Genomic DNA, 23986 nt, shown 5'->3' on the forward strand with positions numbered 1-23986 from the left:
TAGACCCGACCATCCACGTCTTGCCTGCCTAGGCCTGCCCACAACGCCTTGCCCACCACGTCTTGCCTACCGGGGCTTACCCGCAACCTCTCGCCTGGCTCATCTTACCTATCGCGTCTGGCTCGCATGCCTTTCCCGCATCCCATCCGCTGTCTCACGCCAGCCAGCCCTAGCCCACCAACCTGGCTTGACGGGCCCACAAACCGACCTCGCCTCACCGCCTGCCGAACAGCTTCTCGATATCCGACAGCTTCAGCTCCACTGAGGTGGGGCGGCCGTGGTTGCATTGACCGGAGAGCGGCGTCGCCTCCATTTCGCGCAACAGCGCGTTCATCTCCTCCGGGCGCAGGCGGCGACCGGCGCGGATAGAGCCGTGGCAGGCCATGGTGGCCAGCACGTGGTCGAGCTTTTCCTCCAGCGCGCCAGCGTGATCCCATTCGGCCAGGGCGTCCGCCACGTCGCGCACCAGCCGGCGCAGGTCGCATTGGCCCAGCAGCGCCGGCGTCTCACGCACGCACAGGGCGCCTGGGCCGAAGCCTTCAACCACGAGGCCCAATTGTTCGAGTTGCGGCGCCGCCGCCAGCACCCGATCCGCGTCCACCGGATCGAGTTCGACGATATCGGGCACCAGCAGCATCTGCCGCGCCACCCCCTGCACCGCCCGCTGCGCCTTCAGCCGCTCATAAACCAGCCGCTCATGAGCGGCGTGCTGGTCGACGATGACGATGCCATCGGTGGTCTGGGCGATGATGTAGGTTCCGTGCACCTGGGCGCGGGCTGCGCCCAGCGGCTGGGCCTGGCGCGCCGTATCCTGATCAAGCGCCTGCTGCACGGCGGGGCCATCGGCCTCGCCGCCCGGCGTCGTGGCGCGGGCGTCGGCGGACGGGGCCAGCAGATCAGCGAAGGCCGCCTGGACATCGCCGTTCCAGCCGCCGCCCGCGTCAGCGAAGCCTTGCGGCGCGCCGCCGTCGATCGCCGCCGGCGCCTGCCAGTCGGCGGGCGGCGGGGCGTGGCGCGGGGTCTCGCGCCAGCGATTGTCCCAGCGTATCCCGGCCTGGCCCTGCGTAGCTGCGCCCGACGCACTGGCGGCGCCTGATGAGATGTTGGCGGCTGGCAGACCGGCGTTGCGCGCCGCCTGCAAGGCCTCAAGCGTGCGCGAGCCGCCGGTGGTGGCGGCGCGATGGCCGGCGCGGTGGATCGCCTCCTTCAGCGCGCCAATCACCAGCCCGCGCACCAGGCCAGGGTCGCGAAATCGCACCTCGGTCTTGGCCGGATGCACATTGACGTCGACGCTGCGCGGGTCGCACTGCAGCAGGAGCGCCAGCGCCGGGTGCCGCCCCGCCGGCAGCACGTCCATGTAAGCGGCGCGCACCGCGCCCTGGAACAGCTTGTCGCGCACTGGCCGACCATTGACCATGATGTGCACATGCGCCGGGCTGCCCCGGTGCCAGGTTGGCAGGCCGGCGAAGCCGATCAGCTGCACGCCCTCACGTTCAGCGTCGATGGCGATGGCGTTGGGGGCGAAATCACTACCGAGCAGTCGGGTGAGCCTGGCCAGCAGCGCCTGCTCGCCGCGTTCGCGCGGCAGGGTGATCGGCGTCAGATGATCGCCGGCCAGCGTGAACGCAACTTCCGGATGCGCCATGGCCAGCCGCTTGACCATGTCGGCCACCGCCTGGGCTTCAGCGCGATCGGTTTTGAGAAACTTCAGCCGCGCCGGGGTGGCCATGAACAGATCGGCGATCTCCACCCGCGTGCCGATGACGCCGGAAGCTGGACGCACCGGCCCCTTGAGGCCTGCCTCAACGATGATCTGCGCCGCGCTGTCGGCGTCCTGGGTGCGGGTGGTGATGCTCAGGCGCGACACCGCGCCGATCGACGGCAAGGCTTCGCCGCGGAATCCCAAAGTGGCGATGGCGAACAGATCGCCATCAGGGATCTTGGAGGTGGCGTGGCGCTCCACCGCGAGCGCCAGGTCTTCGGGCGACATGCCGCAGCCATCGTCGGTGACCCGGATCAGCCGGCGACCGCCAGCCTCCACCACCACCTCAATCGCCGTGGCGCCGGCGTCGAGCGCGTTCTCCACCAGTTCCTTGACCGCAGCGGCGGGGCGCTCGACCACCTCACCCGCCGCAATGCGATCCACCAGCACCGGATCAAGCCGCCGCACCGCCATGCTTCATCTCCCGGCCTGTCAGCGCAGGCGCAGCTGTCGCAAGAGCCGCCCTGCAAATGTGTCCCTGCAGGGCGCAGCGATCTGTCCGCGCCCTGGTTGATCTGGCGTCGCCCATCCCTGGCGGCGAGGCCCGGCTGGCGTCAGCGCCGGTCAGGCGTGGCCGTCGCGCTCGGTGACGCCCTGCGGCTTGCCCGCCGCCACCACCAGCAGATTCTCCGCCTTGAGGAAACGGGCCGCGGCGCGGCGCACATCCTCCACCGTCACCGCCGCCACAAGGGCGTTGCGGCGGTCGATGTAGTCGATGCCCATGTTCTCCAGCGACAGATGCAGCAATTGCCCGGCGATCTTGGAGGACGTGTCGAAGTGCAGGGCGTACGAGCCGATCAGATATTGCCTCGCCAGACGGACCTCCTCCTCGGTCGGTCCCTCGGCGCCCATGCGGGCGATCTCGGCGGCGATCACCTCGATGGATTCGGCCACGCGCTCATTCTTGGTGGCGGTGCCGCCAAAGAACATCGCCGAGGCGCGCATCGGATACAGCGCGCTGGAGACGCCATAGGCGAGGCCCCGCTTCTCGCGCACTTCCTTGAACAGGCGGGCCGAGAACACGCCGCCGCCGAGGATGTGGTTGGCGATATAGGCGGCCATATAATCAGGGTCGTGCCGGGCGACGCCAGGGGCGCCAAAGCGCACCACGGTCTGCGGCGTCTCAACGTCGACCACCCGCACCGCGCCCTGCGAGCCAAGCGTCACCTGCGGCACGGGCGTCAGCGTGCTGGACGCCGGCAGGCCGCCGAACACCTCGTCGAGCAATGCGCCAAGCGTGGCCGCGTCCACCGCGCCTACGGCGGCGACGTGCAGATTGTCGCGCGCCATCACCGCGCCGCGATACGCGGCGAGGTCATCGCGGCCAATGCGGGCGACGCTCTCAGGCAGGCCGCGCACCGGGCGACCATAAGCGTGGCCGCCATAGGCCATCTGGTTGAAGGCGCGCATGGCCAGCACTTCGGGATTGGCGGCGTCGTGACGCAGCCCGGCCTCGATCTGGCCGCGCACCCGGTCGATAGCGTCTTCCTCAAGCCGCGCCTTATTGAGCGCCAGCCGCAGTGCCTCGATCGCCCTCGGCAGATTGCTGACCAGCGTCTTCAGCGAGCCGCGGAATGCGTCGCGATCGGCGCTAAAGCGCAATTCGATGGCGTGATCGGCGAGCAGCGCCTGGAAGGCGTCGGAACCGTAGTCCCCTGCCCCCTCATCGAGCATGCCAGACAGCATATTGGCGACGCCAGGCAGATCGGCCGGGTCCTGGGCGGCGCCGCCGACGAAGGCGAACTCCAGCGCCAGCAGCGGGATGGCGTGCTCCTCCACCAGCCAGGCGCCGACGCCGCCGGGCGAGGTCACGTCCTGAACATGGGCGGGGGATTTGGCGGGCGAGTCGGAGGTTGCCTCGTTGCGGCCCGCCCCCTGGGCGAGCCTGGCGGCCACTTCAGTCATGGTGTTCCTGTCGGGAAAGGCGCAGATGGCGCCGCGCTCAGGGACCGCGTGGGGCCCGGGAGCGGCGCGCACGCGGAAACATCGGGGCGGCGGTCGCCTCAGGCGCCCGCCTTGAATGAACGCTCAGGCAGCCGCAGGTTCGAGGCGCCCGGTCACGGCGGTGCGGGCGTTCAGCCACTGCTTCGCCACCTCCATCACCTCATCGGGCGTGACGGCGGCGATGCGCGACGGCCACAGCTGCACGTCGGCGATGCTCTCGCCAATCGCCAGCGCCGAGCCATAGACCCGGGCCAGCGTCGCCTGGCTGTCCTGGGCGTAGACCATATCGGCGACGAGGCGCGTCGTGGCGCGTTTGAAGTCAGCCTCATCGACGCCCGTGGCGATGAACTCCGCCACCACCGCGTCGATCGCCGCCTCCAGCTCATCCAGCGACACCCCATGGGCCGGGGCCGCCGAAATGCCGAAGCGCGTCTGATCAACGGCCGAGCCAAAATACCAGGCGCCGGCCGTCACCGCCTTGCCCTGCTCCAGCACCAGTTTGCGATACAGCGTCGAGGTCGCGCCGCCGCCGAGCACCTCGGCCAGCACGTCGAGCGCGCAGGACGTTTCCGCGCCGCCGGTCAGCGACGATGGCGCCAGATACAGCCGGCGCAGCAGCGGCTGCTCGACGCGGGCGTCGGTGACAGTGACGCGGCGGGCGGCCTGTGGGGCCGGCTCCTGAACGCGCTGGCGCTGCGGCCGCGGCCCCGAGGCGATGCCGCCATAATGCTGCTCGGCCAGCGCCCGCACCTCCTGCGCCTCCACATCGCCCGCCACCACCAGAATGGCGTTCGAGGGCGTGTAGAAACGCTGGTAATAGTTGAAGGCGTCGTCGCGGCTCAGCCCCTCAATCTCATGCATCCAGCCGATGATCGGCAGGCCATAGGGATGGTGGGTGAACAGCGCCGCGTCCATGGCTTCGCTGAGCTGCTGATCCGGGTCGGAATCGGTGCGCATGCGGCGCTCTTCGATCACCACATCGCGCTCAGGACCCACCACCGCCTCGTCGAACGACAGATTGGTCATGCGGTCGGCTTCAAAGCGCATCATCTCGCCGAGGTGCTCTTTGGCGACGCGCTGGAAATAAGCGGTGTAATCGTAAGACGTGAAGGCGTTCTCCTGGCCGCCGATGGCCGCCACCGCGTCCGAAAACGCGCCTTCCGGATGATTGATCGTGCCCTTGAACATCAGATGCTCGAGGAAATGCGCGATGCCGGATTTGCCCACCGGATCATCGGCGGAGCCGTTGCGATACCACACCATATGGGTGACCACCGGCGCCCGGTGATCGGGGATCACTACCAGTTCCAGTCCATTGTCGAGGGTGCTGGCGTGAACCACGGGGCCATCGCCGACGTTTGCGCCAGACGCTCCCAGATCACGAGTCGCATTTTGGTCACGAGGCGCATCTTCCGCGCGAGGCGCATTTTGGGCACGAAGTGCGGCTCCACCGGCGCTGCTCATGCTGTCTCCTGTCCACGACTGGCGTTCACCCGCCGAACGGGCGCCGCCAGCGCAAGCTGCCACGCCGCCACACGGGCGGCGTCAAGGTTTATAAGGCCAAACATAATGTTTGCCGCCGCGCTTTGTAAGCCGCAAGTCGGGTATGACCGTGATGCTACAGCGGCAAACCACGGCAGGGGTCTGCGCCTGCCGCTACGACGCCGATGGCTGCCGCCCGCCGTACACAAAAAAAGCCCGTCGCGGCCTTGGGGCCGTGGCGGGCGTTGCTGCAGCGCTCAGTAGGCGCAAGGGGAGGGTCCTGCCGGCGATCAGTCTTCCGACTGCTTCAGGAAGTCGCGCTCAGGATTGGCGTCGCGCTTGAACGGCACCGGATCGGAGCGGGTCGCCTTGACCGGCGCGCCCGGCGCCGGCTTGCGATAGCCGCTCGGCGGCTGCAGCAGCGTCTCGCGGCGCGGCTCGAAGTTCGGATCGAGCTTCTTGCCATCGTCATTGGTCGCGGTGGAACGCAGCGTGTCGGGGTCAACCCAAGTCGACTCGCGGCCATCGCCCAGCACCTTGCGCGGCTGGTAATCCTCAGCTGTGCGGGTCGGCTTGCGCGAAATGCGCTCCATCTCATACACGCTCAGGCGGCCGCCATCACGCACGCCATTATCGTTCGGAAACGGCACCGGCTTCTGGCGCTCGGCCGTCTCGCGGCGGCGGCGCTGCAGGTCGGCGTCATCCGGCCATTGGGCGGAACGCTTCTCCGCCGTCGGACGCGGCGTCGGCAAGGTCTTCAGCGCCGACGGCGGCAAGGCCAGAGGCGCACGCTCGTGGTAGCTGATCGGATCCTTGTCCTCTTCGATCACGCCCATTTTGCCCAGCAGATTCTTGAACAGAACCCCTTCCTGGGCAGCGGCCGGGGCCGTCGCCGCCAGCAGGCCAGCGAAACCGGCGATGGCCACGCCTGCGACAATATTCGCCTGGCTGGCGACACGCAGGGCGCGACGCGCCGCGCTGTTCATGCCGATGCGCACAGTGGAATGCTTTGGCGCCATTGGTCTGTTCCCCCTCGGCGTCTGGCGTCCTGCCCGCGCCATCCTTCAAAACCCACGCTGGCGTCGCGGCCGTGGCGTGATCAAACCTCGCCTGGCGCTGCGCCAGCCTGTTGGACGTTGCCGCCGCACAGATGCGGCGTACACCGGCGCGTAAAGCGTCTATCCGCCATCTGCGCCTCATTGTGCGGCGCCAGTATGGCAGAAACGCCCCGCCCTGTCGAAGCGGCGGGCGCCAGCCCGCGCGCCATTGGCCTCAGGCGGCTGGCGTTTTCTGCCCGCGCAGGGAGTCATACAGAAGCAGCGCCACCCCGGCAACGATGGCGGCGTCGGCAAGGTTAAACACGTACCAGCTGAACGTGCCGACGTGAAAATGCACGAAATCGACCACCGCGCCCCAATAAATCCGGTCGATCAGATTGCCGATGGCCCCGCCGATGATGAGGCCAAGGCCGCTGGCCAGCAGGCGGTTATTGGCCCGGGCCAGCCACACGCACAGGGCAATTGTTGCCAATGCCGTGAAGCCGACCAGCGCCCAGCGGCCGGCGTCCTGCGACATCTGGAACAGGCCGTAGGAGATGCCGCGGTTCCACACCAGCACCAGCTCAAGGAACGGCGCCAAAACGATCGGCGGCCGGTTGGCCAGATCGGCGCCGAACATCAGCCAGAGCTTGCTGGCCTGGTCGAGCGCCAGGATGACCACGGCCAGGATGACGCCGAGGCGAACCGGGCGGCTGGCGCCGGAAGCGCTCACTGCTGCGCCGCGCGGCGCAGCATTTGTCGTCGCGGAGCGTGCGCCCTGGCCGTCGTCGTTCATCCGCGCGCCTTTTCCAGCTCACGCATCGCCGCCGCGTCGCGCAGCGAGATGTCCGGATAGTCGGGATCCGCGCCCACGTCTGGCAGGATCTTCCACGAGCGGGCGCATTTGCGGCCTTCGGCCCGGGCGAACACCACCGCGACGCCAGCCACGTCGTCGAGGCAGAAGGCGTCGCCCTGGGGCTCGCCCGCCTCGATGCGGATGGCCGAGGTGATGCACACTTCAGCGAAGTCGACGCCATCGAGCGCAGCGCGCAGCTCGTCATCCGCCACGTATACCACCGGCGCCGCCTCCAGCGACGAGCCGATGTTCTTGCGGGCGCGCTCCAGCTCCAGCGCGCCAGTGACGACACGACGCACCTTGCGCACCTTGGCCCAACGCTCAGCCAGCGCCTCGTCACGCCAGCCCAGCGGCAGCTCAGGGAAGCGCTGCAGATGCACGGAACCTGCCTCCGACGGGAAGCGGCTCAGCCAGGCCTCTTCCGCCGTAAAGGCGAGGATCGGGGCCAGCCAGGTCGTCACGCAGCGGAAGATCTGGTCGACCACCGTCAGCGCGGCGCGACGGGCGTTGCTGGAGATCGGGTCGCAATACAGTGTGTCCTTGCGGATATCGAAATAGAACGCCGACAGCTCGGTGGTGAGGAACGGCGTCAGCGTGCTGACGACGCGCTTGTAATCATAGGTGGCGTAAGCGTGGCGGACAGCCTCATCCACCTCCACCAGCCGGTGCAGCATCAGCCGCTCCAGCTCGGGCATACGCTCCGCCGCGACCAGCTCGGCGTTGTTGAAGTGATGCAGCGAACCGAGCATCCAGCGCAGGGTGTTGCGGATCTTGCGATAAAGATCGGTGACGCCCTTCAGCACTTCCGGGCCGATGCGCTGGTCGTCCCAATAGTCGGTGGAGGCGGTCCACAGCCGCAGGATATCGGCGCCGGACTGGCGGATCACATCCTGCGGGGCCAGCGTATTGCCCAATGACTTGGACATCTTGCGGCCCTGCTCGTCGAGGGTGAAGCCGTGCGTCACCACCACGTCATAGGGGGCGCGACCACGGGTGCCGCAGGCTTCGAGCAGCGACGACTGGAAGAAGCCGCGATGCTGGTCCGAGCCTTCCAGATACATCACCGTGTCATAGTCCGGCGTCTTGCCCGCCGCTGGCAGCGGCTGGCCCACCGGGCGGCGCTTGCGAGCGCGCAGATCGTCGCGGCTCTCCAGGGTGAAGCTGTGGCTCGAGCCTGAGTCGAACCAGACGTCGAGCACGTCGGTGACCTTCTCGAAACGCGCCGGATCGTAATCCGGTGCGAGGAAGCGCGCGCCATCCGCGTCGGCGAACCAGGCGTCGGCGCCCTCGGCGTCGAAGGCGGCGGCGATGCGCTCATTGACCTTGTCGTCGCGCAGCAATTCGCCGGTCTCGCGATCAACGAACACGGTGATCGGCACGCCCCAGGCGCGCTGGCGCGAGATCACCCAGTCAGGACGGCCGGCGACCATGGCGGTGATGCGATTCTCGCCTTGGGTCGGCACCCATTGGGTGTCGGCGATGGCCGCCAGCGAGCGGGCGCGCAGGCTGTCGCCGACGCCGTCGATGTCGCGGTCCATGGCGATGAACCATTGCGGCGTGTTGCGGAAGATCAGCGGCGCGCGCGAGCGCCAGGAGTGCGGATAGCTGTGGCGCAGCCTGCCGCGGGCGATCAGCGCATCCGCCGCGGTGAGCGCTTCGATGACGCGGGCGTTGGCGTCGCCGTCCTTGCCATTCTCATCCAGCACGCGGGCGCCGGCGAACAGCGGCACATGCGGGAAATAGGCGCCATCGGGCTGCACCGTATGCGGCACTTCGGTCGTGCCGGCGGCGGCGAAGGCGGCGCGATTGCGCACATAGGTCATATAGTCATCGGCGCCATGGCCCGGGGCCGTGTGCACGAAGCCCGTGCCCGCGTCGGCGGTGACGTAATCAGCCGGCAGCAGCGGCACGCCGAAGTCATAGCCCTGGCCGTGCAGCGGGTGCTGCGCCATCACATTGGCCAGTTCGGCCCCGCTCAGGCCCGCCACCCGATTGAAGGCGGTCACCTTGGCGATCTTCAGCACGTTTTCGGCCAGCGCGTCGGCCAGCAGATAGCGGTCGCCCACCTTCGCCCAATTGCCTTCCGGCGCCTCGGTGACCTCATACAGGCCGTAAGCGATGGTCGGCGAATAAGCGATGGCGCGGTTGGCCGGGATGGTCCACGGGGTGGTGGTCCAGATCACCACCGACGCGCCGGCGAGCGCTTCAGACGCATTGGCCAGCGGGAATTTGACGAAGATCGTCGTCGAGACATGGTCCTGATATTCGACCTCGGCCTCGGCCAGCGCCGTGCGCTCAACGATCGACCACATCACCGGCTTCGAGCCCTGGTAGAGCTGGCCGCTCATGGCGAACTTCATCAGCTCGCGGGCGATCTGCGCCTCGGCGTCGTAGGACATGGTGAGATAAGGCCGGGCCCAGTCGCCGGTGACGCCCAGACGCTTGAACTCCTCGCGCTGCACTTCGACCCACTTCTCAGCGAAGGCGCGGCATTCGGCGCGGAATTCCAGCACCGGCACGTCGTCCTTGTCGAGGCCCTTGGCGCGGTATTGCTCTTCGATCTTCCACTCGATCGGCAGGCCGTGGCAGTCCCAGCCCGGCACGTAATTGCTGTCATAGCCCGACATCTGCGCCGCGCGCACCACGAGATCCTTGAGGATCTTGTTCAGGGCGTGGCCGATGTGAATGTTGCCATTGGCGTAAGGAGGGCCGTCATGCAGGGTGAAGCGCGGCGCATCCTTCGCCTGCTCACGCAGACGCTCGTACAAACCCAGGCCATTCCAGCGCTCCAGCAGCAGCGGCTCACGGTCGGGCAGACCGGCGCGCATCGGGAAATCCGTCTGCGGAAGGAACAGGGTTTTGGAATAGTCGCGGGCCTCGGCCTTGCTGCTGTCGCTCATCTCTGGCTCATTTTCCCGGCGCTGATCGCCGCCCGATGACGGGCATGGCGCGCCATGCTGGAACTGGCGAATGGATTAACCGGCGCTTACGCCGTGGCATGCCCCGCGCCCGTGATCAAGTGCGCGGTCGCCCCCGGCGCCTTGCGCGGCGCTGGCCGCATCGAACATGCGGCGTCATGGTGGAGATTACCGGACTGGCCTGCCTGCGCGGCTGGCGGCGTCGCCTGTCGACAGCTGGCCGCGCAATTGCGGGCCAATGGACATGGCGGACGAGGTCCCGACGTCCCGCGCTCCGGTTACGCGGAAGCCGGGCTGATAATTCGGAAACGGGCGGGACGATCTGGCGACATGCCGTGGGCTTAAAGCATTTCGCCGGTCAAGGAAAGTACAGGGCCTCAGGACCGTTCAGGCCTGAAACACCGAGGGCGGCGGCGGATTGGCGGCGAGAATGCGCCGTGCATTGGCGCTGTCGCGATCCATCTGGGCGATCAGCGCCTCGAGGCTGTCGAATTTCTCCTCGCCGCGCAGATAGTCAACGAACTCGACGTCGAGCAGCTTGCCATAGAGATCGCCGGAGAAGTCGAACAGATGCGCCTCGAGCAGCGGCGCGCCATTGTCAAACATCGGCCGGCGGCCAAAGCTGGCGACGCCATCATGCGCCACGCCGTCGACCAGCGCCCGCACCACATAGACGCCATGCGCCAGCCGGCAATCATCGGCGAGCCGGATATTGGCGGTCGGATAGTTCAGCGTGCGGCCAAGCGTGCGGCCATGGCGCACCTCGCCGCGCACGAACCAGCGATAGCCGAGCAAGAGATTGGCCGCCGCCACATCGCCCTCTTCCAGCGCGGCGCGGATGCGGCTGGAGGACACGGCGTCGACATCGGATGCCCCGGCGCTGACCTTGCTGACGATGCGTACCGGCACGCCAGCCGCCGCGCCCCTGCCCTGCAGAAACTCCGGCGAGCCCTGGCGGCCCTTGCCGAAATGAAAATCATGGCCGACGACCACGCCGGAGACCCCGAGGCCGCGCACCAGCAGATCGTCGAAGAAGGCCTGGGCGCTCATGCCGGCGAGGCTGGCGTCGAACGGCAGCACGATCATGCCGTCAAGGCCGAGCCAGGCCAGCAGCGTCTCCTCGACCCCATCCGGCGTGATGCGAAACACCGGGCAGTCCGGATTGAAGAACGAGCGCGGATGCGGCGAAAAGGTCAGCATCACCGCCGGACGCCCCAGCGAGGCGGCGAGTTCCCGGCAGGCGGCGATCACGGCGCGATGGCCGGCGTGAACGCCGTCGAAATTGCCGATCGCCACTACCGGACGCGCCAGCCCGGCCTCGCCGCAGCCCAAAAGGCCGCCAGTGATCGCCGCGGCGGCGACGTTATCGACGCAACGCTGCACAAGAAACGGCTTCGATGGCGCCGGGGCCGGAAAATGCTCCGCAATCCGTGGTGAGCCGGAAGTGGGGTTCTGCGCCATGTACCGTCAACGCACTCGTCGGCAGAGGCGCCAGCTTCACCGAAGCAGGCCATGCCGTCAGGATGTCACGCATTTTCTCAACGCAGAGCGGGACCCGCTTCGCCTGAAAATGTCATCGCCGTCGCCTGGACAGCGGGCGAAACCTGCCAACATCGCGCCCTCCAGGTCAAGGGCGTGTGTGGGTCATGAACATGCCTGGCCCCCATGTCGGGATCAGGAATGCGCCCGGCGCTGTTCCGGCCCGGCGCTCAGCTACCGTCCGCGCCTGGCGGCGGCGGCTGATCGGCCCTCAGCCCTTCCGGCAGCGCCACCCACGCCTCGCCTTCCAGCACATTGCGGCCATCGGCGACGCATTCACAGAACAGCCGCACGCGCTGGCGCGCAGGGACCAGCTCCACCACCTCCACGGCGGCGGTGACCACGTCGCCAATGCGCACCGGAGCGAGGAATTGCAGGGTCTGCGACAGATAGATCGCGCCAGGCCCAGGCAGGCGGGTGCCGATGACCGCCGAAATCAGCCCGGCGGTGAACATGCCATGGGCGATGCGCTGGCCGAACATCGTCTGGGCGGCGAACGCCTCATCGAGCAGCAACGGGTTGCGGTCGCCGGTGACGGCGGCGAAATCGCTGATATGCGCCTCCATAACGGTGCGCATCAGCGTCTCGCGCATGCCGAGCCGCAATTCGTCAAAGCCGTAATATCGCAGGGTCGCGCCCATTGCGCCTCCAGCGTCACCGCCGCGGCGTCCAGCCGGGAAGGTGGAACAACACGACAGATCGCCACGCGCGTCTGCAGCGCAGGGCTGTCAGATGATGGCGCCTGACCGGCGCGCCTGCCGGACCGCCTGCACGCCGCGCCGCAGCGCAGGTTCATGGCGAACGGAACGCGCCGAAGCGCCGTGGCTGAATGGCTCCCCAACGCCGCAACAGTGCCGGTGAAGCCGCGCACGGCCAATTGGACTTTGGTCACGCGACCATTTGATGAGGGCGAAAAACCCTTGCTGGCCAAGACTTCATCATCGAAGGCCTCACCAGCAAGTGACAGCCCGCGCCATAGCCGTGCGCCTTTCGCCGTCCGTGGCCTTACGCTGCTGGACGACGCGACGCACGGGCGGACCATCACCCCCGAGGGAGCACATCCCCCGCTTTACCAGCGCAAATGGTCGATCAGCGCGCTTGGACGGATTTTCTGCCGCGCCGCCCAGGCGTTGACCGAGGCATGGGTGAGCTTTTCACCGATCATCACCTCATGGGCGTGGATGCCGCGCGCCACGAACAGCACGTCGATCCCGGCGCCGACGGCGCCCGCCACATCGGTGTGGATGGAATCGCCGATGGCGAGGATGGCGTCGCGGCCAATGCTGGCGCCCTTCAGCCGTTCGCCGAGCGCTAAGGCGGTGTCATAGATCGGCGCGTAAGGCTTGCCAGCATAGATCACCCGGCCGCCAAGCTGCTCATACAGCGCTGCGATGGCCCCGGCGCAGGGAATCAACTGGTCGCCGCGCTCCACCACCAGATCGGGGTTGGCGCAGATCAGCTCGACGTCGCGCGCCAGCATGCCCTCCAGCGTCGCCCGATAGGTCTCCGCCGTCTCGGTTTCGTCGTCGAACAGGCCGGTGCAGACGACATATTCCGCCTCATCCACCGAGGAGAAATTGGCGCCAAGGCCCTCGAAGATTGGCCTGTCGCGGCCAGGGCCAATCATGAACACCGGCTTTTGCGCCCGCGCCGCGATGGCGCCGCGCGTAATGTCGCCAGAGGTGACGATGGCGTCATAGGCGTCGCGTGGGGCGCCGAGGCGATCGAGCATGTCGCGCACCAGCTCGAACGGGCGCGGCGCATTCGACACCAGCACCACCACGCCGCCGCCAGCGCGGAAACGTGTGAGCGCGGCGCAGGAATCGGCGAATGCCTCAACACCGTTGTGGATGACGCCCCAGATGTCGCAGACCAGCAGATCCTTGCCCAGCGCCAGCTCGGAGAGCCCCTTGACCAGCTGGACCTCGCCTGTGGCTGCGGTTGCCCCTGTTGCGCCCATCTGTCGACCTTTCGCAAATCATTCTGGCCGGAACCTGCGCCCGGCGCCGCCTGTTATGGCCGCCTCACCCGACAACAACAAGACGCTGGCGCCGCCCCAATGAGCGTGTACCATCCAGCCAGGGCGGCTTTTCGGGCAGCGGTCGCGCCGCAGGGCGCTCATAGGGCCGAAAGGACGTGGCCTGGCCCGAGGGCCTTGGGCCACGGCAGGCGGAGGTGGCGACGGGACCCGCATGACGGCCAACCGCGCGCCCTGCGCCGCGCGGTCACCCAGCCTTTGCGTCACCGGTCCGGCCAGTGGCGCCAGCCTCCAGGAGACGACATGAATACGCCTGTCACCCCCCGCCCCGGAGCTGCGCTGAGCCCAAACGACCTCGACGCCTTCTGGATGCCGTTCACCGCCAATCGCGCCTTTCGCCAGCGCCCCCGGCTGATCAGCGGCGCCGATGGCATGCACTACATCACCAGCGATGGCCGCCGCATTCTGGATGGCGCCGCCGGCCTGTGGTGCTGCAACGCCGGCCACAACCGCGCGCCGATTGTCAGGGCGATTCAGGATCAGGCGGCGCAGCTGGATTTCTCGCCGACGTTTCAGTACGGCCACCCGGCGGCGTTCACTTTGGCCAGCCGCCTCGCCGACCTCGCGCCCGGCGACCTCAACCATGTGTTCTTCGCCAATTCCGGCTCGGAGGCCGCCGACACGGCGCTGAAGATCGCCATCGCTTACTGGCAGGCCCGCGGCAAGGCGACCAAGGTCCGGCTGATTGGCCGTGAGCGCGGCTATCACGGCGTCGGCTTTGGCGGCATTTCGGTGGGCGGCATCTCCGGCAATCGCAAGAGCTTTGGCGCGCTGCTGGCCGGCGTCGACCATCTGCCGCACACTTACAGCCGCGAGCATCAGGGCTTCAGCCACGGCGAGCCGGACTGGGGCGCGCATCTGGCGGATGAGCTTGAGCGTCTGGTCGCCTTGCACGACGCCTCGACCATCGCGGCGGTGATGGTGGAGCCGATGGCCGGTTCAACCGGCGTGCTGCCGCCGCCCAAGGGTTATCTGGAGCGGCTGCGGGCGCTGTGCGACCGCCACGACATTCTGCTGATTTTCGATGAGGTCATCACCGGCTTTGGCCGGCTTGGGGCAGGCTTCGCCGCCGAACGCTTTGGCGTCGTGCCCGACATGCTGACCTTCGCCAAGGGCGTCACCTCGGGGACCGTGCCGATGGGCGGCGTCATCGCCCGCGCCGGGGTGTTCGAGGCCTTCATGCAGGGGCCGCCGCACATGATCGAGCTGTTCCACGGCTACACCTATTCGGCCCATCCGCTGGCCTGCGCCGCCGGCCTCGCCGCCCTCGACCTGTATCGCGATGAGGGCCTGTTCGCGCGGGCGCAGGCGCTGGAACCAATGTTCGCTGAGGCGGTGCATGGGCTGAAAGGCCTGCCAGGGGTGCTGGACATTCGCAATATCGGCCTTGCGGCAGGCATCGATCTGGCTCCGGCGCGCGGCGACGACGGCAAGGACCTGCCCGGCAAGCGCGGCCTTGCGGCGATCGAGAGCGGTTTCCACGACAAGGACGTGCTGCTGCGGGTGGGCGGCGACACCATCGCCCTGTCGCCGCCGCTGATCGCCACCGAAGACGACATTGCGGCGCTGGTCGAGCGGGTCGGCCAGGTCATCCGGGCGACGGCCTGACCATGGCCCACGTCCAGCATCGCCTCAGCCTCAGCACCAGGGGTCAGGGGCTATATGAATTCACCGCCGATTGCGCCAGCTTCGTGCGCGAGGCGTCGCAGCGCCATGGACTGACGCTCGGGCTGCTGACGGTGTTCTGCCGCCACACCTCGGCCTCGCTGCTGATCCAGGAGAACGCCGACCCGGACGTGCAGACAGACCTGCTCACCGCCTTCCGTCATTTCGCGCCGGAAGGTCACGGGCTGTATGTGCATGACAGCGAAGGGCCCGACGATATGCCGGCCCATATCCGCACCGCGCTGACCACCACGCATCTGTCGATTCCGGCGGCGGATGGGCGGCTGCTGCTGGGGACCTGGCAGGGGGTCTATCTGTTCGAGCATCGCCGCGCGCCGCACCGGCGCGAGATCGTGCTGCATCTGGCGGGTGAATAAGGCGCTGGCAGGCGAGCGGCGACGAGGAGGCGCGGCGCCCATGGCAGAGGGCGCTGGGCCAGGTCACGTCGTGCAAATCCGCAAAAATATCGCCGCCCGAAGGCGGCTGCCGATTGTTGTGAGGCCTGCGGCGCCGCAGCGCCGGGGCGAAAGGCCAGATGGCCGATCAGACGGCGTTCATCTGGGTGACGACGATCAGCGCGACGGCCATGACAGCCCAACCGATCGGGGTAGCGAAGACGATCGAACCAACCGACTTGATAGCGCTCATTTGACTGCTCCCCGGAGCCCCTTGCTCCATGGATGAGACAATAGTGCGTGACATGCTTTCAGTAGGTGCGGCCGTACACATGCGCGCGCGCCTCAGCAGGCGCAACATCCGCGGGGCTGCTCCGCCGCCGCGCCGCGAGTCGCGTGGACATGCGAGGTTTTTTCGGCCCCCTGCCTTTACAGGCCCCATGCCCGCGCTGACGCCGCCTTACGCCAGGATGCGACGGAGCCAATGCCTCCGCATCCTGACATGCTCAGGCGCCGCACGGGCTTGGCCGGACCGCGGCGCTTCATGCACATCGCGGTATGCTATTAGCCGACCTGCCTGCTGATGCGCTGGAGCGCCTCGGCCAGCTCGATATGGTCACAGCGGATCACGTCATCGATGACGCCGTCGGCCAGCGCCCGCACATGTTTGCAGATGCGGCGGAACTGTCCGGCCGGGCAGCTGCAGCTGACGCGCCCGCCTGCTTCGCCAATGCGCACCTGCCAGGCGTCGCCCCGGCTGCCGCGCACGGTCAGCGTGGGCTGGGCCTCAGCCGGTTTGCGCGGCGCGCTGCGGCGCCCTGGCGTGTAACCAGGCCCCGCGGCGCCACGGCGCGGCGCGCGCGCCCGGGCAGGCGCCAGCGCCGCCGCGCCCAATTGCCTGACGGCGGCGATAGCGATCTGGGCGCAGGCGTAAGCGTCGTCGCCGGCGTGGTGGTGGCGCAGGCTGACCCCGAGGAATTCGCTGACCAGATTGAGCCGGTGGCCAGGCAGATCCGGCCAGGCCTGCCGCGCCATCTGCAAGGTGCAGGCAAAGCGGAAGTCCGGCGCCGGCAAACGGTAATGCGTGAGCGTCTGCGCCAGCACGGCGCTGTCGAAGGAGGCGTTGTGGGCGATGAAGGTGCGGCCCACCACGTCATCGGCGAATTGCCGCCAGATGTCGGGGAACTCCAGCTCATCGGCCACATGCTCGGGATAGATGCCGTGCACCCGGATATTGCCGGGGTGAAACCGCATCTCGGGCGGTCGGATCAGCCGGTATTCGCGGCGCGTCACCACGCCGTCGTCGATCCACGCAAGGCCAATGGCGCAGGCGCTGTCGCGCCGCTCATTGGCGGTCTCGAAGTCGATGGCGAGGGCGTGCATGTCAGCTGTTCCCGCCTGGCAGGCTGGCCAGCCATTCCTGCTCGGTCATCACCGCCACGCCGAGCTTTTGCGCTTCGGCCAGCTTCGAGCCGGCGCCTGGCCCGGCCACCACCAGATCGGTGCTGCGCGACACCGAGCTGGCGACGCGGGCGCCCAGCCGCACGGCGGTCGCCTTGGCCTCCGAGCGCGTCATGTGCTCCAGCGTGCCGGTAAACACCAGGGTCTTGCCGGCGATCGACGAGCTGGCGGCGGCGGCGGCCAGCTCCAGCGGCTTCGGCGTCACCTCGGCGAGCAGCGCCTCGACCGCAGCGCGGCTGTGATCGTCGGAGAAGAAATCCAGCAAAGCGTCGAGCGCCACAGGTCCCACATCCTGCAGACCCGCCATCTCCAGCCAGGCCGGGCCTGGCTGATGCGCCGCCGCTTCGCGCAGGGCTGCGTAAAGCGCCTCGCCGTCAACATACTCAGCGATCAGGCTGTCCACCGCCTTCTTGTTTGCGCCCGCCGCCTTCAACGCGCCGTTAGGCGCGCGCCGCAAGGTCTCCATGGGCAGGCCGCCCTCTTGCGCCATCTGCAGCAGCCGCTGGCTGGTAACATCGCCTACATTCTTCACCGCCAGCAGGCGCAGATACTGAAGCCCAGGCCGGCCAGCTATCGCCTCATCTATCTTCGCCAGCAAGGTCGGCATGTCGCCATATTTGCGGGCCAGCGCCCGGCTGGTGGCCTCGCCAATGTGGCGGATGCCGAGGGCGAACAGAAAGCGGTCGAGCGGCGGCGTCCGGCGGCTGTCGATGGTCTCGAGCAATTTGTCGATCGACTTGTAGTCTGGCCCGCCCTTGGCGGTGCGCAGCGGGCTGTCGTCGAGTTCCTCCTGCTGCGCCGCCGCCTCGCCGCCGACGCGCTTCGCTGACAGCGCCTGTCGCCGGCGATATTCCGCCGCCTTCACCGCCTCAGCGTCGAGGCGGAAGATATCCGCTGGACCAACGGCCAGACCCTCGTCGAACAGCATGTCGATCTGCTTCTCGCCCAGGCCATCTATATCGAGGGCGTTGCGCGAGACAAAGTGCTTCAGCCGTTCGCGCGACTGGGCTGGACAGGTCAAGCCGCCGGTGCAGCGCCGCACCACATCCTGCCGGTTGGTGCGCGGATTGAACTCACGCACCGCATGGGCGCCGCAGGCGGGGCAGACCGTCGGGAACACGAACGGCGTCGCGTCGTCAGGGCGGCGCTCCATCACCACCTGGACCACCTGGGGAATCACATCGCCGGCGCGCTGCACCTCCACGGTGTCGCCAATGCGCACATCCTTGCGGGCGATCTCGTCTTCATTGTGCAGCGTGGCGTTGGAGACGACCACGCCGCCCACCGTCACTGGCTGCAATTTGGCCACCGGCGTCAGCGCGCCGGTGCGCCCGACCTGGATGTCGATGTCGAGCAGCGTGGTGACAGCCCGCTCCGCCGGGAATTTGTGGGCGATGGCCCAGCGCGGCGACCGGGCGACGAAGCCCAGCCGCTTCTGCATGTCGAGGTCGTTGACCTTGTAGACCACGCCGTCGATGTCATAGCCGAGCGCCGCGCGTTGCGCACCAATGGCGTGGTAATGGCTGAGCAGCTCGGCGGCGCTGTCCGCGACGATGGTCAGCGGATTGGTGGGGAAACCCCAGCGGGCGAAAGCCTCAATCACCCCCATCTGGGTGTCGGCGGGCAGCGCAGAGACCTCACCCCAGGCATAAGCGAAAAACGCCAGCGGCCGGCGGGCGGTGACGCTGGCGTCCTTCTGGCGCAGCGAACCGGCGGCGGCGTTGCGCGGATTGGCGAACAGCGGCTTGCCCGCCGCCTGCTGTTCTTCGTTCAGCGCCGCGAACGCCGCGTGGCTCATATAGATTTCGCCGCGCACCTCCAGCACAGCAGGCACATCCGCCTCCGCGAGCTGGTGCGGGATGCCGGCGATGGTGCGGACATTGGCGGTGACGTCCTCGCCCTCCTCGCCATCGCCACGGGTCGCGGCGCTGACCAGCGCCCCCTGCTCATAGCGCAGATTGATCGACAGGCCGTCGATCTTCGGCTCGGCGGTGATGGCTGGCGGCGCGTTCTCGGCGAGGCCGAGGAACCGGGCGACGCGACCGACAAATTCTGCCACATCCTCATCGCTGAACGCATTGGCCAGCGACAGCATGGGCACGGCGTGGCGCAACTTGCTGAAACCGTCGGCGGGGGCGGCGCCGACTTTCTGGCTCAGGCTGTCGGCGGTGCGCAGCGCCGGAAAGCGCGCCTCGATCGCCTCATAGCGGCGGCGCAAGGCGTCGTAATCGGCGTCGGAAATTTCTGGCGCGTCGTTCTGATAGTACAGCGCGTCATGGCGGGCGATCTCGGCGCCGAGGGCCGCATGGGCTTCGCCCGCAGAGATCAGGTCGAGGTCATCCACGGGCGTGTCGGTGGCGGGGCGTCTGGCCATGGCGATGTCCTGGATTGATCCGGCGCTGTTGGGGGCGAATGGGCCTGGCGCCCTGCGCCGTCATCCATTCGCATGCGCCTGTCATACATGGAACGGCGGCGCGGCGCAGCAGGGGCGAACGGCCTGGATGAGCGCCGCCCATGGTTGCATGGGTGGACGTGGACTGGCCCTGCATGCGCGACGACGCGGCGCGGCGCCGTTCAGACGGCCCCGTCGAGCAGACGCGCGGCGGCGGCCCGCGCCTCTTCGGTGATGGTCGAGCCGGCCAGCATGCGGGCGATTTCTTCCTGGCGGCGGGCGCTTTCCAGCCCGACCACGCGGGTGGCGATGGCGCCCGATTTGGCCACGGGCTCCTTGGCGATCAGATAATGGTGCCCGGCGCGCGCCGCCACCTGCGGCGCATGGGTGACGCACACCACCTGAACCTTGCCCGCCAGCCTCGCGAGACGCTGGCCGATGGCGTCGGCCACGGCGCCGCCAACGCCGGTGTCGATCTCGTCAAACACCAGGGTCGGGGCCGAGCCGCGATCAGCCAGCACCACCTTCAGCGCCAGCATGAAACGCGACAGCTCGCCGCCCGAGGCGACCTTCATCATCGGCCCGGGCCGGGCGCCGGGATTGGTCTGCACCACGAAGGAGACGCGATCGAAACCATCGGGCCCGCGCGCCGTCTCATCGCTTTCCAGCTCGGTGATGAATCTGGCCCGCTCCAGCTTCAGCGGCGGCAGCTCTGAGCCCACAGCCTTGTCGAGCGCTTCCGCCGCCTTACGGCGCGCCTCCGACAGCTTGCGGGCGGCGGCGATGTAATCGGCCTCGGCCTGGGCGACGGCCTGGGCCAGCGCATCCAGCTGCTTTTCCCCGGCGTCGAGGCTGTCGAGCTCGCCCTGGAATTTCTCCAGCAGCGCCGGCAGATCGTCAGGGGCGACGCTGTATTTGCGGCCGGCGCCGCGCAAGGCGAACAGCCGCTCCTCGGTCATCTCCAGCTCGCGCGGGTCGAACTCCGCGTCGGCGAGGCTCTGTTCGAGCACGCCGGCGGCTTCCTCCAGCGCCAGAATGGCGGCGTCGAGCGCCTTCAGCCCCGGCTCGACCAGCTGCGGCGCCTGATCGGCGCGGCGCTCGAGGCGGCGCATGGCGCCAGACAGCACCGGGATCGGCGAGGCGTGGCCGGACAGGGTCTGGTGCGCCTCATTGAGCTCGGACACCACCTTCTCGGCCTGCATCATCGCCTGGCGGCGGGCGGCGAGCTGCTCCTCCTCCCCCGCCTCGGGGGCCAGCTTGCCGAGTTCGTCCACCGCATGGCGCAGATAGTCCGCCTCCTTGCGGGCGGCCTCGATGGCGGCGAGGCGCGCGGCGCGCGCTTCCTCCGCCTGGCGCAACCGGCGCGCCAGTTCGGCCAGCTTCGCCGCCTGGCCGCTGAGGCCGCCGAAAGCGTCGAGGATGGCGCGATGCGACGCCGGGTCCATCAGCGCCCGGTCGTCATGCTGTCCGTGGATTTCAACAAGCTCGCGGCCAATGGCGCGCAGGGTCTGCACGCTGACCGGCTGGTCATTGATGAAGGCGCGCGTGCGCCCGTCCGCCATCTGGATACGGCGGAGGATGAGATCGCCATCGACCTCCAGCTCCTGCGCCCCGGCGAGGGCGAGGGCCGGATGCCCGGGCGGCAGATCGAACGCGGCGGTCACCTGGCCCTGGGCCTGTCCGTGCCGGACAAGCCCGCCGTCGCCGCGCCCGCCAAGGGCCAGCGAAAAGGCGTCGAGCAGAATGGACTTGCCTGCGCCGGTCTCGCCCGTCAGCACGCTCAGACCTGGCGCGAACGTCAGGTCAAGCCGGTCGATCAGGACAATGTCACGGACCGACAGCTGTGCGAGCATGATGCGTCAGTGGTTGCGGCCGAAGGTCTTGCCGAAGGCCTGGCTGATCCAGGAGCCCTTGTCCTCGCGCGGCGTGAGGCCGCCCTTGGTCAGCAAGGCGTGGGCGTCGTGATACCACTGGCTGTCAGGGAAGTTGTGGCCGAGCACGGCGGCTGCGGTCTGGGCCTCATTGGTGATGCCCATGGCCATATAGGCCTCAACCAGGCGCTCCAGCGCCTCCTCGACGTGGCGGGTGTTCTGGTAGCGGCTGATCACCACGCGGAAGCGGTTGATGGCCGCGCCGTAATTGCGGCGATTGAGGTAATAGCGGCCGACTTCCATTTCCTTGCCGGCGAGCTGGTCACGGATGACCTGAATCTTCCACTTCGAATCCTTGACGTATTCGGAGTTCGGATAGCGGGTCACCAGATCATGCAGCGCCTGGCCAGCCTTCTCGGCCTGTTCCTGATCGCGCGAGACGTCGGGCGCCATCGAGTAGTGCGACATGGCCAGCAGATATTGCGCATAGGCCGCGTCCTTGTCGGACGGATACAGCGTGACGTAGCGCTTGGCCGAGCCGATGGCGTCGTCATAGGCGCCGGCCTCGTAATTGGCGTAGGCCGACATCAGCAGCGCCTGCTTGGCGAACGACGAGTGCGGGTGAATCTTGATCACCTCGTCAAACCGCTTCGCCGCGCCTGCGAAATTGCCGTTGGCCGCGCGGGCAAGGCCGTCGTTATACAGCTGCTCCGGCGGGGTATCGATCACCTTCTCCGGCTTGTATTTCTCGTCGGCGAAGGGATTGAACTTGTCCAGCCCCTCGCTGCAGGCTGCGAGCGAGGTGACGGCGACAGCGGCGAACATGACACGGGCGCTGACCTTGGTAGCCGCCCTGAACGAATTTCCCAGACGCATGCCGCGACGTTCCCTTCAGCCGTTGTCTCGCGTCATCGCTGACGCCCTTGCGCGCAGCCGCGAGGCTGTGGCGCTGATAATAAACTGCGACGCCCACCGGACGACATGATGCGGCCATCCCCGCCGCGAAACCAGCATCGCTTGTAGCCTGAACACCCAGGCCCCGCCAAGCCCGCCGACGTGCAACGGCTTGACGAAATCGTGCAGCGTGGCGCCGGCGCCAGCAGGAGCTGCGGCCAAGTCTCAGGCAAGCCCCCTGCCCGCCAGCTCACGAGCCAAAGCCAGGGGCCGCCCCACGACACCGGGGAAGCTCCAGGCAAGGCCGTCGCCAGGCTCCCTGCCGAAGCGACAGGCCAGAACGAATGGCCAACCGCTCGCCTGAGCATCGTCAGGATCGCCAGTTCGTCGCCGTCTGCGCCATGCAGAAATCGCCACGTCCTGATGGCCAGATTATGGTGAGCGGCGCGATTCTGTCGCCGGCAAGGCCTGCGCGCCCATCTCCGCCACGACCTGCTACGAACGTCCCCGCCCGGCAAGCAAAAATGGCGCCCCCCGGTGACCGGCGGACGCCATTATTCTTAGAGTCCGGCGCGTCCAGCGCCTGTGCGCCAGGCGCGGCCGCTCAGTTGACGGTCGGCGCGAAGGCAGCGACAGCGATGGCCGGCGCCTCGGCGTGGCCGGTCTCGCGGCGCGGCGCCACGTCGACCACCGCATAATTGGCGCGGTCGGCGAACAGGGCCTCGAGCATCATGAAGTTGAGGCGGTGACCGCCGCAGAACGAGTGATAGGCGCCCTGGATCGGGCCGCCGGCCAGCGCCAGATCGCCGACCGCGTCGAGGATCTTGTGGCGCACGAACTCATCCGGCCAGCGCGTGCCTTCCGGGTTCAGCACGCCGTCCGGGCCCAGCGCCACGGTGTTCTCCAGCGAGGCGCCGCGGGCGAAGCCAGCCTTCCACAGCGCTTCAACGTCATGCATGAAGCCGAAGGTGCGGGCGCGGGCGATCTCGCGACGATAGGCGTCCGGCGTCAGGTCGAACACCTTGCGCTGGCGGCCAATCACCGGAGTTTCGAAGTCAATCTCGACGTCGAGGCGGAAGCCCCGATCGAACGGCCGCATTTCGGCGAAGGCGCGCCCCATTTCCACGCGCACTGGCCGCAGCACCTTGATCACCCTGCGAAACGCCGCCTGCTCGACCAGGCCCACCTGGGTGATGGCGTCGACATATTCGGCGGCGCTGCCGTCGAGGATCGGAACCTCGGGGCCGTCAATCTCGATGCAGACATTATCGACGCCAAGGCCAGCCAGGGCCGACATCAGATGCTCGATGGTCGCCACCGAACCAGACTGCTCATCGCCGATCACCGTGCACAGCGCGGTCGCCGACACGGCGAGGTGCCGGGCCTCAAGCAGGCGCTCATGGCCATTGGCCAGATTGGTGCGAAGGAAGGTCACGCCATTATTGGCCGGGGCCGGATGCAGCGTCATCTCGACGGGCTGCCCGCCATGCACACCGGCGCCGGTGATGACAATGGAGGAGCGAAGCGTTGTTTGCCGGCTGGCTTTCATCTGGCGTTCCTGACGTTCGGCTGCCCGAGGCGCTGGCCCGTGGCTGGGGCCTTGCGGCGCATCTGGCGGCGACGGCGTCTGTCCGTTGCTGTCTGCCTGAGGGTTACGCAACGTAATCTCCATGGGGAAATCAGCGACGCATCACCCTGTTTGTGACGAGGAACATAGTCCGATGACTCTGGT

General features: G+C 67.9%; 16 protein-coding genes. 2 read left to right on the plus strand and 14 right to left on the minus strand.

The genetic code is table 11. The annotated features are described in order from the left end of the window. Window positions 1-214 precede the first annotated feature (214 nt). The 9 genes from mutL to AC6A67_RS13360 all read right to left on the minus strand — a co-directional run bounded on the left by mutL (window position 215) and on the right by AC6A67_RS13360 (window position 13498). The gene (gene mutL, locus AC6A67_RS13320) at window positions 215-2176 is read right to left on the minus strand and encodes a DNA mismatch repair endonuclease MutL (RefSeq protein WP_498037034.1); all 1962 of its coding nucleotides are present in this window, start codon (window positions 2174-2176) and stop codon (window positions 215-217) included. Window positions 2177-2326: 150 nt separating this feature from the next. Then, a complete protein-coding gene (locus AC6A67_RS13325) occupies window positions 2327-3667 on the minus strand; it encodes a M16 family metallopeptidase (RefSeq protein ID WP_498037035.1) in 1341 nt (446 codons plus the stop codon). A 123-nt stretch (window positions 3668-3790) separates the two neighbouring features. Beyond that, a complete protein-coding gene (locus AC6A67_RS13330) occupies window positions 3791-5170 on the minus strand; it encodes a M16 family metallopeptidase (RefSeq protein WP_498037036.1) in 1380 nt (459 codons plus the stop codon). A 308-nt stretch (window positions 5171-5478) separates the two neighbouring features. Beyond that, window positions 5479-6207: a hypothetical protein gene (locus tag AC6A67_RS13335; RefSeq protein ID WP_498037037.1), complete on the minus strand. Its 729-nt coding sequence runs from the start codon at window positions 6205-6207 to the stop codon at window positions 5479-5481. Between the two features lie 253 nt (window positions 6208-6460). Continuing rightward, complete coding sequence (gene lspA / locus AC6A67_RS13340) at window positions 6461-7021, minus strand: signal peptidase II (RefSeq protein WP_498037038.1); 561 nt, start codon at window positions 7019-7021, stop codon at window positions 6461-6463. Next, entirely contained in the window at window positions 7018-9981 is a 2964-nt protein-coding gene (gene ileS, locus AC6A67_RS13345; RefSeq protein WP_498037039.1) for an isoleucine--tRNA ligase, read from the minus strand. The genes lspA and ileS overlap by 4 nt, the downstream gene beginning before the upstream one ends. Window positions 9982-10386: 405 nt before the next feature. Beyond that, window positions 10387-11460: a bifunctional riboflavin kinase/FAD synthetase gene (locus AC6A67_RS13350; RefSeq protein WP_498037040.1), complete on the minus strand. Its 1074-nt coding sequence runs from the start codon at window positions 11458-11460 to the stop codon at window positions 10387-10389. A 248-nt stretch (window positions 11461-11708) separates the two neighbouring features. Beyond that, window positions 11709-12179: a MaoC family dehydratase gene (locus AC6A67_RS13355; RefSeq protein WP_498037041.1), complete on the minus strand. Its 471-nt coding sequence runs from the start codon at window positions 12177-12179 to the stop codon at window positions 11709-11711. Window positions 12180-12607: 428 nt separating this feature from the next. Further along, on the minus strand, window positions 12608-13498 hold the full coding sequence (locus tag AC6A67_RS13360) for a TIGR01459 family HAD-type hydrolase (protein WP_498037042.1): 891 nt from the start codon (window positions 13496-13498) through the stop codon (window positions 12608-12610). A gap of 321 nt (window positions 13499-13819) precedes the next feature. On the opposite strand from AC6A67_RS13360, the gene aptA reads away from it, so the two are divergent. Both aptA and AC6A67_RS13370 read left to right on the plus strand, forming a co-directional pair. Beyond that, entirely contained in the window at window positions 13820-15184 is a 1365-nt protein-coding gene (aptA, locus tag AC6A67_RS13365; RefSeq protein WP_498037043.1) for an omega-aminotransferase AptA, read from the plus strand. Between the two features lie 2 nt (window positions 15185-15186). Next, the gene (locus AC6A67_RS13370) at window positions 15187-15618 is read left to right on the plus strand and encodes a secondary thiamine-phosphate synthase enzyme YjbQ (RefSeq protein ID WP_498037044.1); all 432 of its coding nucleotides are present in this window, start codon (window positions 15187-15189) and stop codon (window positions 15616-15618) included. 582 nt (window positions 15619-16200) lie between these two features. On the opposite strand, the gene AC6A67_RS13375 is transcribed toward AC6A67_RS13370, so the two are convergent. The 5 genes from AC6A67_RS13375 to lpxC form a co-directional block, all read right to left on the minus strand. Then, a complete protein-coding gene (locus tag AC6A67_RS13375) occupies window positions 16201-17019 on the minus strand; it encodes a 3'-5' exonuclease (protein ID WP_498037045.1) in 819 nt (272 codons plus the stop codon). A gap of 1 nt (window position 17020) precedes the next feature. Next, window positions 17021-19471 (minus strand): NAD-dependent DNA ligase LigA, encoded by a 2451-nt coding sequence (ligA, locus tag AC6A67_RS13380; RefSeq protein ID WP_498037046.1) that lies wholly within the window; start codon window positions 19469-19471, stop codon window positions 17021-17023. A gap of 200 nt (window positions 19472-19671) precedes the next feature. Further along, a complete protein-coding gene (gene recN / locus AC6A67_RS13385) occupies window positions 19672-21342 on the minus strand; it encodes a DNA repair protein RecN (RefSeq protein ID WP_498037047.1) in 1671 nt (556 codons plus the stop codon). A gap of 6 nt (window positions 21343-21348) precedes the next feature. Further along, window positions 21349-22236 carry an outer membrane protein assembly factor BamD gene (locus tag AC6A67_RS13390; protein WP_498037048.1) on the minus strand — a complete coding sequence of 296 codons (888 nt, stop codon included), beginning with the start codon at window positions 22234-22236 and terminating at the stop codon, window positions 21349-21351. Between the two features lie 622 nt (window positions 22237-22858). Further along, entirely contained in the window at window positions 22859-23803 is a 945-nt protein-coding gene (gene lpxC / locus AC6A67_RS13395; RefSeq protein ID WP_498037049.1) for a UDP-3-O-acyl-N-acetylglucosamine deacetylase, read from the minus strand. Window positions 23804-23986: the final 183 nt, after the last annotated feature.

This window comes from Camelimonas sp. FR25 (assembly GCF_059740505.1).

Coding starts and splice junctions, on each gene's coding strand:
- lspA (WP_498037038.1), bottom strand. CDS start 7,021: ATGAACGACGACGGCCAGGGCGCACGCTCCGCGACGACAAATGCTGCG.
- ileS (WP_498037039.1), bottom strand. CDS start 9,981: ATGAGCGACAGCAGCAAGGCCGAGGCCCGCGACTATTCCAAAACCCTG.
- AC6A67_RS13335 (WP_498037037.1), bottom strand. CDS start 6,207: ATGGCGCCAAAGCATTCCACTGTGCGCATCGGCATGAACAGCGCGGCG.
- AC6A67_RS13360 (WP_498037042.1), bottom strand. CDS start 13,498: ATGGGCGCAACAGGGGCAACCGCAGCCACAGGCGAGGTCCAGCTGGTC.
- AC6A67_RS13370 (WP_498037044.1), top strand. CDS start 15,187: ATGGCCCACGTCCAGCATCGCCTCAGCCTCAGCACCAGGGGTCAGGGG.
- AC6A67_RS13325 (WP_498037035.1), bottom strand. CDS start 3,667: ATGACTGAAGTGGCCGCCAGGCTCGCCCAGGGGGCGGGCCGCAACGAG.
- AC6A67_RS13390 (WP_498037048.1), bottom strand. CDS start 22,236: ATGCGTCTGGGAAATTCGTTCAGGGCGGCTACCAAGGTCAGCGCCCGT.
- AC6A67_RS13350 (WP_498037040.1), bottom strand. CDS start 11,460: ATGGCGCAGAACCCCACTTCCGGCTCACCACGGATTGCGGAGCATTTT.
- recN (WP_498037047.1), bottom strand. CDS start 21,342: ATGCTCGCACAGCTGTCGGTCCGTGACATTGTCCTGATCGACCGGCTT.
- mutL (WP_498037034.1), bottom strand. CDS start 2,176: ATGGCGGTGCGGCGGCTTGATCCGGTGCTGGTGGATCGCATTGCGGCG.
- ligA (WP_498037046.1), bottom strand. CDS start 19,471: ATGGCCAGACGCCCCGCCACCGACACGCCCGTGGATGACCTCGACCTG.
- AC6A67_RS13355 (WP_498037041.1), bottom strand. CDS start 12,179: ATGGGCGCGACCCTGCGATATTACGGCTTTGACGAATTGCGGCTCGGC.
- aptA (WP_498037043.1), top strand. CDS start 13,820: ATGAATACGCCTGTCACCCCCCGCCCCGGAGCTGCGCTGAGCCCAAAC.
- lpxC (WP_498037049.1), bottom strand. CDS start 23,803: ATGAAAGCCAGCCGGCAAACAACGCTTCGCTCCTCCATTGTCATCACC.
- AC6A67_RS13330 (WP_498037036.1), bottom strand. CDS start 5,170: ATGAGCAGCGCCGGTGGAGCCGCACTTCGTGCCCAAAATGCGCCTCGC.
- AC6A67_RS13375 (WP_498037045.1), bottom strand. CDS start 17,019: ATGCACGCCCTCGCCATCGACTTCGAGACCGCCAATGAGCGGCGCGAC.